This window comes from Micromonospora sp. WMMC273, from assembly GCF_027460285.1.
Taxonomy (GTDB): Bacteria; Actinomycetota; Actinomycetes; order Mycobacteriales; family Micromonosporaceae; genus Micromonospora; species Micromonospora aurantiaca.
Map to the genome: position 1 here is coordinate 3,130,335 of NZ_JAPZBE010000001.1, position 13,126 is coordinate 3,143,460.

The 13,126-nt window shown below is 74.8% G+C and carries 13 protein-coding genes; 5 read left to right on the forward strand and 8 right to left on the reverse strand.

Annotation, left to right across the window (positions count from 1 at the left end; translation table 11 throughout):
* Nucleotides 1–18: 18 nt before the first annotated feature.
* The 4 genes from O7611_RS14680 to O7611_RS14695 are packed head-to-tail and all read left to right on the forward strand — an operon-like array spanning nucleotide 19 to nucleotide 5,365.
* Nucleotides 19–588: a hypothetical protein gene (locus O7611_RS14680; protein WP_269697053.1), complete on the forward strand. Its 570-nt coding sequence runs from the start codon at nucleotides 19–21 to the stop codon at nucleotides 586–588.
* A gap of 11 nt (nucleotides 589–599) precedes the next feature.
* Nucleotides 600–1,148, forward strand: a complete 549-nt coding sequence (locus tag O7611_RS14685) for a hypothetical protein (protein WP_269697054.1) — start codon at nucleotides 600–602, stop codon at nucleotides 1,146–1,148.
* 8 nt (nucleotides 1,149–1,156) lie between these two features.
* The gene (locus tag O7611_RS14690) at nucleotides 1,157–2,575 is read left to right on the forward strand and encodes a hypothetical protein (protein ID WP_269697055.1); all 1,419 of its coding nucleotides are present in this window, start codon (nucleotides 1,157–1,159) and stop codon (nucleotides 2,573–2,575) included.
* 48 nt (nucleotides 2,576–2,623) lie between these two features.
* Complete coding sequence (locus O7611_RS14695; RefSeq protein WP_269697056.1) at nucleotides 2,624–5,365, forward strand: AAA family ATPase; 2,742 nt, start codon at nucleotides 2,624–2,626, stop codon at nucleotides 5,363–5,365.
* A 5-nt stretch (nucleotides 5,366–5,370) separates the two neighbouring features.
* Here the strand turns inward: O7611_RS14695 and O7611_RS14700 are convergent, their stop codons facing one another.
* Nucleotides 5,371–5,949: a TetR/AcrR family transcriptional regulator gene (locus O7611_RS14700; protein WP_269697057.1), complete on the reverse strand. Its 579-nt coding sequence runs from the start codon at nucleotides 5,947–5,949 to the stop codon at nucleotides 5,371–5,373.
* 70 nt (nucleotides 5,950–6,019) lie between these two features.
* On the opposite strand from O7611_RS14700, the gene O7611_RS14705 reads away from it, so the two are divergent.
* Nucleotides 6,020–6,565, forward strand: coding sequence for a hypothetical protein (locus O7611_RS14705; RefSeq protein ID WP_269697058.1), 546 nt, complete (start codon nucleotides 6,020–6,022; stop codon nucleotides 6,563–6,565).
* A 3-nt stretch (nucleotides 6,566–6,568) separates the two neighbouring features.
* On the opposite strand, the gene O7611_RS14710 is transcribed toward O7611_RS14705, so the two are convergent.
* From O7611_RS14710 to O7611_RS14740, 7 genes are all read right to left on the reverse strand, one after another.
* Nucleotides 6,569–7,486, reverse strand: a complete 918-nt coding sequence (locus O7611_RS14710; RefSeq protein WP_194799388.1) for a carbohydrate ABC transporter permease — start codon at nucleotides 7,484–7,486, stop codon at nucleotides 6,569–6,571.
* Nucleotides 7,483–8,436, reverse strand: a complete 954-nt coding sequence (locus O7611_RS14715) for a carbohydrate ABC transporter permease (RefSeq protein WP_269697059.1) — start codon at nucleotides 8,434–8,436, stop codon at nucleotides 7,483–7,485. The genes O7611_RS14710 and O7611_RS14715 overlap by 4 nt, the downstream gene beginning before the upstream one ends.
* A gap of 6 nt (nucleotides 8,437–8,442) precedes the next feature.
* Complete coding sequence (locus tag O7611_RS14720) at nucleotides 8,443–9,795, reverse strand: extracellular solute-binding protein (RefSeq protein ID WP_194799386.1); 1,353 nt, start codon at nucleotides 9,793–9,795, stop codon at nucleotides 8,443–8,445.
* A 69-nt stretch (nucleotides 9,796–9,864) separates the two neighbouring features.
* Entirely contained in the window at nucleotides 9,865–11,091 is a 1,227-nt protein-coding gene (locus tag O7611_RS14725; protein ID WP_194799385.1) for a low temperature requirement protein A, read from the reverse strand.
* 168 nt (nucleotides 11,092–11,259) lie between these two features.
* Nucleotides 11,260–12,156, reverse strand: a complete 897-nt coding sequence (locus O7611_RS14730) for an SIR2 family NAD-dependent protein deacylase (RefSeq protein ID WP_269697060.1) — start codon at nucleotides 12,154–12,156, stop codon at nucleotides 11,260–11,262.
* The gene (locus tag O7611_RS14735; RefSeq protein ID WP_013476678.1) at nucleotides 12,153–12,440 is read right to left on the reverse strand and encodes a DUF1905 domain-containing protein; all 288 of its coding nucleotides are present in this window, start codon (nucleotides 12,438–12,440) and stop codon (nucleotides 12,153–12,155) included. Before O7611_RS14735 ends, O7611_RS14730 begins: the two co-directional genes overlap by 4 nt.
* Nucleotides 12,441–12,444: 4 nt before the next feature.
* Nucleotides 12,445–13,086, reverse strand: coding sequence for a DUF998 domain-containing protein (locus O7611_RS14740; RefSeq protein ID WP_194799383.1), 642 nt, complete (start codon nucleotides 13,084–13,086; stop codon nucleotides 12,445–12,447).
* Nucleotides 13,087–13,126 lie beyond the last annotated feature (40 nt).

Consider the following 13,126-nt stretch of genomic DNA (forward strand, 5'->3'; position numbering starts at 1 on the left):
GCGCCTAGCGTCAGGGGCATGGCATCTGACGCGCTCACACCGGTCCGGACCGCCCGTTCCCGCCGCGACGGCGGGCTCCCGCTGGGGCTGATCCTGCCCCTGCTCCTGCTCGCCCTGCTCGCGCCGGCCGGGTGCGACTCCGGCGGCGGCGGGATCGTCGACGCCGGGTCGGCCGACACCGCGGCGGACGGGGACGGCGGCGACCCGGACGCGGGCGCGGTGGACGACGTGCGGCCGCCGTGCCCGTTCACCGCCGCCCAGGTCTCCGAACTGGTCGACCGGAAGCTGCGCGACGAGGGCAACTGCTCGTTCGGCGACGGCGTCGCCCAGCTGGCGGTCACCACCGCCTCGGCGACCGCCGGCAAGGCCACCTACGACTACCAGTACGACCAGGCCGGCCAGCAGTACGAGAAGGTCGTCGACCTGGACCGGGGCGAGCGGGGCTACCTCGCGGTCAAGGACGTGCGCGGCGAGGCGGTGCTGATCGACGGCAAGGGCACGTACACGGTGACCATCAGCAGCTTCGAAGGCGGCACCGCAGGTAACGAGCAGATCCTGCGCCGCACGCTCGACGCGATCCCGGCCTGAGCGGGGCAGGCATGCGAACCCGCCGACTGGTCGCGCTCGCGCTGGCCGCGGCCCTGCTCACCGCGTCCGCCGGTTGCGGCGGCGACGAACCGCCGGCCGCCGGTGGCGCCGTACCCGGTGCGGGCACGCCGGTCGCGGACCCAACCGGGGAGGCGCCGGCCGAGCCGAGCGCCGGACCGGTGGACGACGCCGCCGATGCGCCGCAGGCGTGCACGCTGGTGTCGAAGGACGACGCCGAGCGCCTCGCCGGCACGCCGCTGGAGGAACCGGTGGCGGCCGGGCAGTCCTGCACCTACACCGGCCCGGTGAGCGGGCCGACCGCCCAGGTCGAGGTGTTCGTGGGTGACGGCGCCAAGAAGTACCTCGACATCGAGCGGCAGCTCGGGCACGAGATCCGGGAGCTGACCGGCACGGCAGACGAGGCCCTGCTCACCTACGAGGCGTTCTTCCTGCGCAAGGGCGAGCTGTGGGTCGCGGTGCGGCTGATGCGGCTCAACGACCCGCAGGAGAACCGGGCGCCGCTGGAACGGCTCGCCCGTACCGTCGCCGGCCGGATGTGAGGCGGCCGGTGCGCGGCCGGCGGCTGCTCACGGCCGGCTTGGTGGTGCTGCTCGTGGTGACCGGCTGCGGCGGCCCCAGACCAGGCCCGGCCGACGCGGGCGACGGGGAGCCCCGGTACGGGCAGGCGCCGGTCCCGGGCAAGGACGTCACGCTGCAACCGGACGTGGTGCTCGTCGGCGGGGGCAGCCGCACCGTGCGGTCGGTGAGCCCGGACGGGCTGATCTGGCGGCTCGACCCCGGTGCCCGCGACGCCGACCGGCTCGCGCCCGGCCGGGTCATGTTCCTCACCGGACGCGGCGTGGGACGCGTGCTCGACCTGGCCGAGGAAGGCGGCGACCTTGTCGTCACGATCGGCCCGGTCACGCTCACCGAGGTGATCCGTGACGGCACGTTCGGCGGGGACGACGTCACGCTCGACCGCCCGACCGTCTACGTGGCCGGCGAGCCGTCGTGGACCCGGGACGCCGCGGCGGCCGGCGGCACGCTCGGCCGGGCCCGCCCGCTCGCCGTCGCGCCCGCGCAGCCGCCACCCGCGCCGGGCGGGCAGGCCGCCGCGAGCGCCCACGGCTACCGGGTCCGGACGTTCTGCTGCGCCGGTGGCGTCGGCACGCACTTCACGTACGACGACGGCGGCCTCCGGCTGGCCGGCACCGTGACGCTGACCGTGGGCCGACCGGCCGCGTCGTTCCACCTGGCCATCGGCGCCGGCAAGGTGACCCGGGCCGAACTGGAGATCGGTGGCGGCTTCGGCATCAAGGTGGACTTCACCGCCGGGATCGACGGCGGGCAGAACCACCGCCGGACGTTCCCGGTCCCGGTCGACATCGCGTTCCCGATCGGGCTGGTCGCCGGCCTGCCGCTGTCGTTCACGGTGAGCCAGACGCTTGAGGTGGCCACCGCGTTCGGCGCGAAACTGGGCACGTTCCGCGGCTCCGGCGAGTACGCCCTCGCCGGCAAGCTCGGGTTCGGCTACGCGGGCGGCCAGGTGGGCTCGCGCGTGACCGAGGGCTTCGCCCGCCGGGTGAGCCTGCTCGACTCGCTCACCGGTGTGCCGGTCGGCGTGATGGGGCTTGTCGTCCGGCACGGCGTGCGGTTCACCTTGGGCATCAGCGCGTTCCTGTTCACCGCCGGGATCTGGTTCGAGCTGGTCACCTCGTACGGCGCCACCATCGGGTCCGCGCTCGGCGCTCCGTACGCGCTGTGCCGGGGCGTCGGGCTCGGCGTGCGGGCGCGGTTCGGGATCGGCTACCGGATCCTGGAACCCGTCGTCCAGGTGATCAACAAGTTCCTCAGCCTGCTCAGCCCGTCCCGGGCCCCGCGGATACCGCCGATCGTGGCGTCCGCCGGACCGAGCTGGAGCGCCGACGTCTACCGCAACCAGGAGGTGATCCCGCGCGTCTCGATATGCGGACAGGTTCCCGGCTAGGCCGCGCCGACGCTGGGTCCACGGGCGCCGCTGTGCCACCATCCCGCCATGGACGCCGCACTGGTCGGCCGCGACGCGGTCGTCGAGCGGGTGTGGCGTGCCCTGACCGCCGGTGCGCCGGTGCTCCTCGACGGCCCGAGCGGCATCGGCAAGACCGCGCTCTGGCGGGCGGTGGTCGCCCACGCCGGGCGGACCGGCTGGCGGGTGCTGTCCGCCGCACCCACCGAGGCCGAGAGCGCGCTGCCGTACGCGGCACTCGCCGACGTGCTGCGCCCGCTCGCGGACGCGCTGCCGGGGCTGCCCGCACCGCAGCGGGCCGCGGCCGACATGGTGCTGCTGACCGGTGAGCACGACGGCGCGGTGGACGAACGGGCGGTGGGCGCGGCCACATACACGCTGCTCGACGCGGCGGTCACCGGCGCGCCCCGGGTCCTGCTCGCGGTCGACGATCCGCAGTGGCTGGACCCGCCGAGCGCCCGGGCACTGCGGTTCGCGCTGCGCCGGCTGAACCGGTGGCCCGCCGTCCTGGCCACGCACCGCACCGGGGACGACCCGCCGTTTCCGGTGCCGCTCGGGCTGGACGACGACCCGGCCGGACGGCACCGGCTGCTACGCGCCGACGTACCGCCGCTGGCCCCGGCGGACCTGCACCGCGTCCTGGCGGCCCGGCTCGGCGGCACGCTCAGCCGGCCGCTCACCGACCGGCTGGCCCGCGACGCCGACGGCAACCCGCTGCTCGCCATCGAGCTGGCCCGGGCGGTGCTGCGGCTGCCCCGCCCGCCCGCGCACGACGAGGACCTGCCCGTACCGTCGTCGCTGCGCCTGCTGCTCGCCGAGACGCTGCGGGCGCTGCCCGGCCCGAGCCGCGACGCGGTGCGGCTGGCCGCGCTGCTGACCGTGCCGACGGTGCGCGACCTGGCGTCGGCGGACGTGCCGGCCGGGGCGCTGGACGCGGCCGAGGACGCCGGGCTGGTCGCGGTCACGGCGAGCCGGATCGATTTCGCGCACCCCCGGTACGCGGCGGCGGTGCGCGAGAGCATCCCGCCGGGAGCCCGGCGGCGGCTGCACGCGCTGCTCGCCGGCGCGGTCGCCGACCCGGACGAGCGGGCCCGGCACCTGTCCCGGTGCACCGTCGCGCCGGACGCCGCCGTCGCGGCCGACCTGGCCGCGGCGGCGGCCCGGCAGCGGATGCGCGGCGCGTCCGCGCTCGCCGCCGACTGGTACGCCCGGGCCGCCGAGCTGACCCCGCCGTCGGCTGCCGCCGAGCGGAACCGGCGCCGCCTCGACGCGGTGCAGTGCCGCATCGACAGCGGCGACTACGCGGCGGCCGGGCGGGCTGCCGAGGTGGCGGCGGGTGAGCTGACCGGCGCCGAGCGGGGCGAGGCGCTGCTGTTGCGCGCGCTCGTCGCCTGGTGCGCCGACGACCTGGTCACCGCCGTCCGCGTCGCCGAGCAGGCGCTCGCCGCCGCCGGGCCGGACGGCGACCTGGCCGGGCGGATCCACACCCACCTGACCATGTTCCACGACCAGCCGGAGCCCGCCCGCCGGCACGCGCGGGCCGCGATCGCCCGCCTGTCCGACCGCGACGAGCACCGCCCGCTGCTCACCGCCGCGCTGCTGCTGCTGTTCTTCCACGAGGTACGCGCCGGCGGCCCGGCGTCCACCGAGCTGCTGGACCGGGCGCTGGCGCTGGAGGGCGGTGAACCGTCCTTCCTGGCCGGTTCGGTACCGGCGATCTGGTGGAAGTCGGTCGACGACCACGACCGGGCGCGGGCCCGGCTGCACCTGATGCTGGACCTGGCGGTGGCGCGCGGCGACGATCCGCTGCGGCACGAGGTGCTCACCCACCTCGGCGAGACGGAACTGCTGGCGGGACGCTTCGCCGAGGCCGGGACGCACATCGCCGCGGCCCGTGACCTGGGTGAGCAGCTGGGCACCGGGCTGGTGGGCGAGAGCTGGCTGGGCGGCGTGCTCGACGCGCACCGGGGACGGCTGGCTCAGGCCGGCGCGGCAGCGGCCGGGCTGCGCCGCGACGACGACCTCGGCGACGCCTGGAGCCGCCGGCTGCACCACCAGCTCACCGGGCTGGTGGCGCTTGCGTCCGGGGAGTGGGCCGCCGCCGCGGCGGCGTACGGCGCGCTCGCCGCCGACCTGGACGGATCGGGCATCGCCGAACCGCTGGGGCAGCGCTTCGAGCCGGACTGGATCGAAGCGTGCGTGGGCGCCGGTGACCTGGACACCGCGCACGCCGCGCTGGACCGGCTGGCCCGGCGCCACAGCCGGCTGCCGCGTCCGTGGACGACGCTGGGTCTGGCCCGCAGCCGGGTGCTGCTGGCCGGGGCCACCGGGACGGATCCGGGCACGGCGCTGGACGCGCTGACGCAGGCCCGGGCCGCGGTGCCGGAGGCGGTGCTGCCGCTGGACCGGGCCCGCTGCCTCCTCGCCGCCGGGCGCGCGTACCGGCGGGTGCGGCGACGCCGGGAGGCGCGGGAGGCGCTGGACGCGGCAGTGGCCGAGTTCGACGCGCTCGGCGCGTCCGCGTTCGCCGACCGGGCGCGGACGGAGCTGGGCCGCATCGGCGCCCGCACCCCGGCGCCGACGACGCTCACCGCGACCGAGGAGCGGGTGGCCCGGCTCGCCGCGCGGGGGCAGACGAACCGGCTCATCGCCGACGCGCTCTACATCAGCCCGAAGACGGTCGAGGCCAACCTGGCCCGGGTCTACCGCAAGCTGGGCATCACCAGCCGCGCCGAGCTGGGCGCGGCGATGGGCCGGCCGCCCGGCGACTGAGACGGTCAGGACGCGGCGAGCGCGTCCAGGTGCGCGCCGAGCAGTTCCCGGGCGCGCCGGGGCGGCATCCGGTCGGGGTGCAGCAGCGCGTGCAGCGCGAGCCCGTCGAGCACCGCGTGCAGCCCCGCGACCGCCTCGGGGTCGGCGACCGGTTCCCCGGTGAGCAGCGTGACGGCGAACTCGACGGCGCGTCGGATGCCGTCGTCCGCCTCGGCCGTCCGGGCGCGGGCGGCCGGGTCGGTCGGGGCGCGCGCGGCGAGCAGCAGCCACACCTCGGCCTCGCGGACGCGCTGGCGGTCGAGCGGCAGCAGTTGTTCCAGGATCCGCTGGGCGACCTCGCGCGGGCTGCCGCTGCGGTCGCCTCCGGTGATCCGCGAGGCCGCCTCGGCCTGCACGTGCTCCATGGCGAACACCAGCAGCTCGGTCTGGGTGGCGAAGTAGTGCCGCAGTGCGCTCGGTGACCAGCCCGCCTCGGCCGCGATGCTGCGGACGGTGGCGGCGCCGACGCCGTCGCGGTAGACGACCCGCCACATCGCCCGCGCCAGTTCGGCACGTCGCGCGTCGTGGTCGACGATCTTGGGCACGGGCCCCTCCGGAACCTGGTCGACGAGCGCTGTTACGGTTATCGCACAGCGTACTAAAAAAGGAGACCGCATGCTCGTGGCAGTGATCGTCGGATGCGAGGTGGCGTTCTGGGTGGTGCTGCTCGCCGGACTGATCGCCCGGTACCCGCTGCGCCGGCCCCGCCTCGGCGCCGCACTGCTGATCGCCGTGCCGGTCGTCGACCTGGTGCTGCTGGCCGCCACGATGATCGACCTGCGCCGGGGCGCGACAGCCACGTTCGCCCACGGCCTCGCCGCCGCGTACCTCGGGTTCTCGGTGGCGTTCGGGCACAGCATGGTGCGCTGGGCCGACCAGCGGTTCGCGCACCGGTTCGCCGGCGGTCCTCCCCCGAGCCGGGCGCCCCGGTACGGAATGGCACGGGCCCGGCACGAGTGGCGCGAGTGGGGCAAGGGCATGCTCGGCTGGGCCGTCGCCTGCGCGGTGCTGCTCGCCGGCATCGCCCTGGTCGGCGACACCGACCGGACCGCCGAGCTGTGGGCATGGACCGGACGGCTCAGCGTGGTGATGGCGGGCTGGCTGGTGTTCTGGCCGCTCGCGTACACCGTCTTCCCGAAACGGGCGCCGCGCGACGCGTGAGGCTCACCCCTTGCGCCCGCCCGTCGCAATCCCCTCCACGAAGTGCCGCTGGGCCAGGAAGAACAGGACGATCATCGGTACGGTGGCGATCACGCTGGCGGCGAGGACGACCTCCCACTGCTGCTCGCCGCCGTAGCCGAACCGGTCCAGGATCACCTTCAGCCCCCGGGGCAGCGTGTAGAGCTGCTCGTTGCGCAGATAGATCAGCGGCTTCACCAGGTCCGTCCAGCTCGCCTTGAACTCGAACACGAACGCCACCAGCAGGGCCGGACGGACCAGCGGGAACGCCATCCGCCAGAACAGCTGCGGATAGCTGGCCCCGTCGACCCGGGCCGCCTCGAAGTACTCCCGGGGCAGCGACAGGAAGAACTGGCGCAGCAGGAAGATGTAGAACGCCGAGCCGAACAGGTTGCCGGCCCAGAGCGGCACCTGTGTGTCGACCAGGCCGAGCCGGTTCCAGATCAGGTACGTCGGGATCATGGTGACCGCGAACGGCAGCATCATGGTGGCCAGCACCAGCCCGAACAGCACGTTGCGGCCGGGGAACCGGAAGTACGCGAACCCGAACGCGACCCAGGCGCTGGACAACGTAGCCGCGGCCGCCGCCGCCACGCCCACCACGACGCTGTTGAACAGCCAGGTGAACAGCGGCATCGCGTCCCACGCCCGGGCGTAGTTGTCCGGCGCGAACGGCGTGGGCAGCAGGCCGGGCGCGAAGACGTACTCCCGGGGTCGCAGCGACGCGCCGACCAGCCAGACGAACGGCAGCAGGAAGACCACGGCGGCGGCCACCAGGGCGAGCACGAACAGCACGCGCTGCCAGCGGGGCCGGCGGCCGTCGTCGGCCTGCCGCACCGGTCCGGGTACGGTCACCGGCGCCACCACGGCGCCGGCAGCCGGCGGCTGACTCGTGGTGGTCACCGGTCCTCCCCCTCGTAGTAGACGAACCGGTTGCCGAGCTTCACCTGTACCAGCGTGATCACCAGGATGATCAGGAAGAGCAGCCAGGCCATCGCCGAGGCGAAGCCCATGTGCAGGAACTGGAACGCCTCCCGGAACAGGTGGATCACGTAGAACGACGCCGCGTCGCTGCTGAACGAGCCCGCGGTCTGCCGGTTGCCGAAGTACATGGTGTAGACCTCGGTGAACATCTGCAGCGACGCGATGGTGTTGACGATCAGCGTGAAGAACAGCGCGCCGGAGATCATCGGCAGCGTGACGTGCCGGAACCGCGCCCAGGCCCCGGCACCGTCGAGCTGGGCCGCCTCGTACAGGTCGCGGGGCACGCCCTGCAACGCGGCCAGGTAGATGATCACGGTGGAGCCGAGGCTCCACAGGCTCATCAGCACGATGCCCGGCATCACCCACTCCGGGTCCGTGGTCCAGCTCGGACCGTCGATCCCGACCAGCGCCAGGCCGCGGTTGATCAGGCCGTCCTGCGTGTTGAGCAGCAGCAGGAACAGGATGCCGACCGCCACCGCCGGGGTCATCACCGGCAGGTAGAACACGGTACGGAAGAAGCCGGAGAGCCGGCCGACGCGCTTGAGCAGCAGGGCCAGCCCGAGCGAGATCGCCATCACCAGCGGCACGTGCAGCGCGGTGTAGTAGACGGTGTTGCCGAGGCTGCGCGCCACCTGCGGGTCCGACATCAGCTGCCGGTAGTTGTCCAGCCCGGTGAAGCGCGGTGGGTTGATCACGTCGTACTCGGTGAAGCTGAGCCACAGGCTGGCGAGCATCGGCCCGGCGGTGAACGCCAGGAACCCGACGATCCACGGCGCCAGGAACAGGTACGCCCAACGAGCCTCCCGCCGGGCCAGCGACGTGCGGCGCCGCCGGCCCGGTACGGCAGGGGTGACGGTGGTGGTGGCCATGGCGGGCTAGTCCGCGGCCTTGTCCAGCGCGGCGGTCGCCTCCCGCTGCGCCCGGTCGAGCGCCTGCGCGGGCTGCTCCTGACCGGACAGCACCCGGTTGACCGCGTCCGTCCACGCCTTGTCGAACTCGGCGCCGGCGGGCGAGGCGGGCATCGCGAACGCGGCGTCCTGCGCCTGGCGGATGGTCTGCACCGCGTCGTCGAAGCGCTTGTTGCCGGTGGGCTTGTACACCTCGTCGAAGATCTTCTTGTCGGCTGTCGTGTTGCCGGTCCAGAGGCCGGTGAAGGGCAGGTTGGCGGCCTTGCGCGCCTCGGCGCGGGCCTGGGCGGCGGCCAGCCAGGTGTCGGTGGCGGTCATCTGCTTGACGAACGCGCAGGCGGCCTCCGGGTTCTTCGCCCCCTTGGTGATCACCCACGCCTGCCCGGAGGCCAGGCTCAGCGGCTTGCCCTGCCGGTCGACGAACGGCTTGACCACCAGCTCGGCGTCCGGGCTGTTCTTCGCGGCCTGGTTGAGGAACCACTCCTCCATCGGCCACGCGGCGATCTGGTTCTTCGCGAGCGGGTTCTGCGCGCCGAAGAAGTCGAACGTGTCCCGGAACGACTTGAACTTCCCCCAGCCGCCCTGGGCCCGGATGAGCCCGACGCCGGTGGTGAGCGCCTCGACCACCTTCGGGTCGGTGAGGTTGGCCCGGGTGCCGTCGGCGGAGATCATGTCGGCGCCGTTGGCCTTGGCCCACATCGGCAGGAACTCGGGGATCTTCGGGTCGATGCCGATGCGGCTGAGCCGGCCCCCGGAGACGGCGGCGAGCCTGGCGTTGAGCGCGGGCAGGCCCGCCCAGTCGGCCAGGTTCACGTCGTCGGCGCCCAGCCCGGCCCGTTTGAGCAGCGCCTCGTTCAGGTAGAGCACACGGACCTGGGAGAACTCGGGAATGCCGTACACCGTGCCGCCGAGCGTCACCTGTTCCCGCGCGGACTGCCGGTACTGCGCCATGTCGATCCGCTGCTTCTCGACGCAGTCGGTGAGCGGCTGGATCGAGCCGCGCTCGGCGTACGTGCCGATGAGCTTGCGGTCCATGTAGACCAGGTCCGGTGGGTTGCCCGAGGCAACCGCCGACAGGAACTGCTGCTCGTCGAACGCGCCCTCGGTGATCGTCAGCCGGACGTCGCCGTGGTCACGCTTGAACGCGTCCACCCGGGTGGTGGCGATCTCGTCGGACAGGCTGAAGCCCATGGTGCTCAGCGCGCCGCTGCCCTCGGCGCCACCGCCGCCGGAGTCCCCTCCCCCGCCGACGCCGCCGCAGCCGCTGATCGCCAGGGTCAGCACCCCGGCCAACGCGGTCGCCCGCAGTTTCCGTGACATCGCCACCTCCCGTGATCGCGCCGGCCACTCTGCCGGGCGCGACCTGCACTTCTCCGGTGGGTGCGGCTTTCAAACCGGTTGATGCGCATCGGTTACCGTCGACCGCCCGGCGGCGGACGGCTCACCGCGCCGATCGACGGCGATCGCGACCAGCAGCAGCCCGGCCAGCGTCGCCAGCGCCAGCGCCGGCGGCAGTACCGTCCCGAGCGCGGCCAGCGGCAACGCCGCACCGGCGACGGCCAGCCGGGCCGCACCCACCGGCTGACCGGTCAACCGCCGGAACAGCAGCCGTCCGGCCAGGTAGACGGCCGCGCCGCCGAACAGCGCCACCGCCGCCGAGCCGTTCAGCCGGGGCCCGGCCTGCGGATCGGCGACGTGCTCCAGCACCTGTTCGACGCCGAGCGCCAGGAAGATGATGCCGGCGACGAGCAGCAGATGGGTCTGGCTGTAGGCGTCCGCGGCCATCCGGTCCCGCTGCGCCGCCGGTGCGGCGGCGAGCGTCCGGGCCGCCGCCGGGGACGTGCGGCGGAAGTAGAGCCACCAGAGGCAGACGGTCACCACGAAGGCGACGAGCGCCGCGGCGAGGACCGGCGGCTCGGTGACCGCCGAGGCCGCGCCCACCCCCGCGGCCACCAGCGACTCCCCCAGCGAGATGATCAGCACCAGGCCGTACCGCTCGGCGAAGTGCGTCGGGCTGCGCAGCGGCCAGGCGCCCCGGCGGGCGTACGACAGTCGTTGGCCGGCCACCTCGACGGCGAAGCCCAGCACCCACAGCGCCGCGTGCGCGGCACCGTCCATCAGCGCGCCGAGCAGCAGCGGCACCCAGCCGACGGCGCTGACGAACGCGAAGAACCGGATCCGGGCGCGCAGTTCCGGGTCACCCGCCGCGGCCCAGTGGAACAGCGTCAGGTGCACCACGCGCAGCACCACGTAGGCCAGCACGACGATCAACGGCCCGTCCAGCCCCGGACCGGACGTCCACGCCTCCGGCATGGCGAGCGCGGCCAGGAACAACGCGGCCATCGCGACCAGGAACCCGCCGCGCACCACCCCGACGTCGGCGGGCGTGTGGTTGCCCAACCAGGTGTACGACAGCCACGCCACCCAGAGCAGCACGAGCAGGAGCAGCCCCTTGGCCATCCCGGCCGGGGTCGGGTGCGGCTCGATCAGCGCCATGATCCGGGTGAGCGCGAAGACGAAGACCAGGTCGAAGAAGATCTCGAAGGGGGTGACCCGGCGCTGGTCCGGCCCCGGCCGGGGCGCGCGCAGCCGCCCTCGCACCCGTTCGCGTCCCACGTCCGCCGCCCTCCGCCGGTCCACCTCCTGCGCCGACGGTAGGCGGCCCCGGACGGTTGAATCGGGTGATTCCCGCGATCACGCCCGGCTCGGTCTGCCGACCGGTGCCCGCCCGGCGGTACGACGAGGCGGCGGCGCCGGGCTGTCCCGCCGGTCGGTGGCCGCAGCTCAGCCGGCGTCGGCGTCCGGCCAGGCGGCGCAGACCAACGCGGGCAGCACCTCGCCGGCCGGGCCACGCAGGTTCACCGCGCAGATCGCGTCCAGCGGCGTCGGCACCGGGTTCACCTGCACCACGGGCGCGCCGAGGCGGGCCGCCACGAGCGGGATCTCGGCGGCCGGGTGCACGAGCGCCGAGGTGCCCACCGTCAGCAGCAGGTCGCAGCCGGAGGCCGCCTCGACCGCCGCGTCGAGCGCGGCCGACGGCAGCGTCTCGCCGAACCACACCACTCCGGGCCGCACGGGCGCGCCGCATCCGGCGCAGGCGGGCGGGGTCAGCGGCCCGTCCTGCGATTCCGCCGCATGCGACACCGGCCCGCCGGGCGGTTCCGCCTCGTCATGCGCCTCCCGCCCGCCGAGCGGTTCCGCCTCGTCGTGCGCCTCCGGGCCGCCGGGCGGCACCGGCGCGCCGGAGGGTGGCGGCAGGTCGGGCGGCAGCGGCGCGGGCCGGGCGCAGGCCGAGCAGCGGGGCGCGAACAGGCTGCCGTGCAGGCGTACCGGGGCGGGCACACCGCCGCGCTCGTGCAGGTCGTCGACGTTCTGCGTGATCACCACGGTGTCCGGCAGCCGGGCCGCGATCGCCGCCACCGCCCGGTGACCCGCGTTCGGGAGCGCCCGGCGCACCCCGCGGCGGCGTGCCTCGTACCAGCCCCAGACCAGCGCCGGGTCGGCCCGGAACGCCGCCGGGGTCGCCAGCTCCTGCGGGTCGTACCGCTGCCAGAGCCCGGTCTGCGCGTCGCGGAACGTCGGCACGCCGCTCTCGGCCGACATGCCGGCCCCGGTGAACACCACCGGCCGCCGCGCGGCGGCGAGCAGCCGGCCCGCCTCGGCCAGCTCCGGCCCGGTCACACGTCCACCGTCAGCCGCACGTCGACCCGGTCACCCAGCTCGATCCCCTCCGCCCGGCGCGCCGCGACCCGCAGCGGCACCACGTACCGGCCGTCCTTGGGCCACAGCGACGTCCGCCAGCCGGTGTCACCGATGCGGACCGTCACCGGGATCATGCCCCAGCCGTAGGTGACCGACGCCGAGGCGGCCTCGATCGCCGCGCTCTGCTCGTCGGGCACCGTGACGAAGTGGTACGGCGCCGGGCCGCGCCAGAACCACACCTCGCCGCTGAACGCCAGCTCCATCCGGTCAGGATAGGGGCCGGGACCGACGCGACGGCAGCAGCCGCAGCCCGGCCACCGTCACCCAGGCGAACAGCGGGAACACGGCGACGCGTTCCATGCCGCCCACGCCGATGCCGGCGTCCACCCGGGACAGGAACAGCACGGTGCCGGCCAGGCCGAGCAGGCCCAGGAACGCGCTGACGATCCGCAGCTCGCGCAGCAGCGGCGACCGGCCGAGCGCGGCGGCCAGCAGCGCCGCGTTGCCGAGCGCGAAGACCAGCAGCGCGCCGAGCACGTGCAGGTTCTCGTCCACGTCGGCCGGGTGGAGACCGGCCAGCACGTACCCGGACCCGGCGGCCACCGCCGACGCCACGGTGACGGTCGCGGCGCGGCCCGGGCGCAGCGCCCGGTGTGCGAGCAGCGCGCCGACCGCGAGCAGCAGCCCGGCGCCGACGAGCACCGTGTTCATGGCCGGGTGCCACGGCGAGCAGACCGGACGCGGGCGGCTGCTGTCCCACACGCCGCAGGTCACGTTGCCGAGGTCGCTGATGTTGTGTTCGGCCCAGCTGAACCGGGGCTGGTCCCAGACCAGGCCGACGACCACGTTGGCGGCCAGGAACGACACGGCGGCGAGCAGCCAGCAGGCGCCCGCGAGGCGGTTTCTCATCCGCCGAGTGCACCGTCGGCGGGCGCCCCGGCGCACGGGG

Coding starts and splice junctions, on each gene's coding strand:
- O7611_RS14740 (WP_194799383.1), bottom strand. CDS start 13,086: ATGAGAAACCGCCTCGCGGGCGCCTGCTGGCTGCTCGCCGCCGTGTCG.
- O7611_RS14685 (WP_269697054.1), top strand. CDS start 600: ATGCGAACCCGCCGACTGGTCGCGCTCGCGCTGGCCGCGGCCCTGCTC.
- O7611_RS14695 (WP_269697056.1), top strand. CDS start 2,624: ATGGACGCCGCACTGGTCGGCCGCGACGCGGTCGTCGAGCGGGTGTGG.
- O7611_RS14715 (WP_269697059.1), bottom strand. CDS start 8,436: ATGGCCACCACCACCGTCACCCCTGCCGTACCGGGCCGGCGGCGCCGC.
- O7611_RS14720 (WP_194799386.1), bottom strand. CDS start 9,795: ATGTCACGGAAACTGCGGGCGACCGCGTTGGCCGGGGTGCTGACCCTG.
- O7611_RS14705 (WP_269697058.1), top strand. CDS start 6,020: ATGCTCGTGGCAGTGATCGTCGGATGCGAGGTGGCGTTCTGGGTGGTG.
- O7611_RS14680 (WP_269697053.1), top strand. CDS start 19: ATGGCATCTGACGCGCTCACACCGGTCCGGACCGCCCGTTCCCGCCGC.
- O7611_RS14735 (WP_013476678.1), bottom strand. CDS start 12,440: ATGGAGCTGGCGTTCAGCGGCGAGGTGTGGTTCTGGCGCGGCCCGGCG.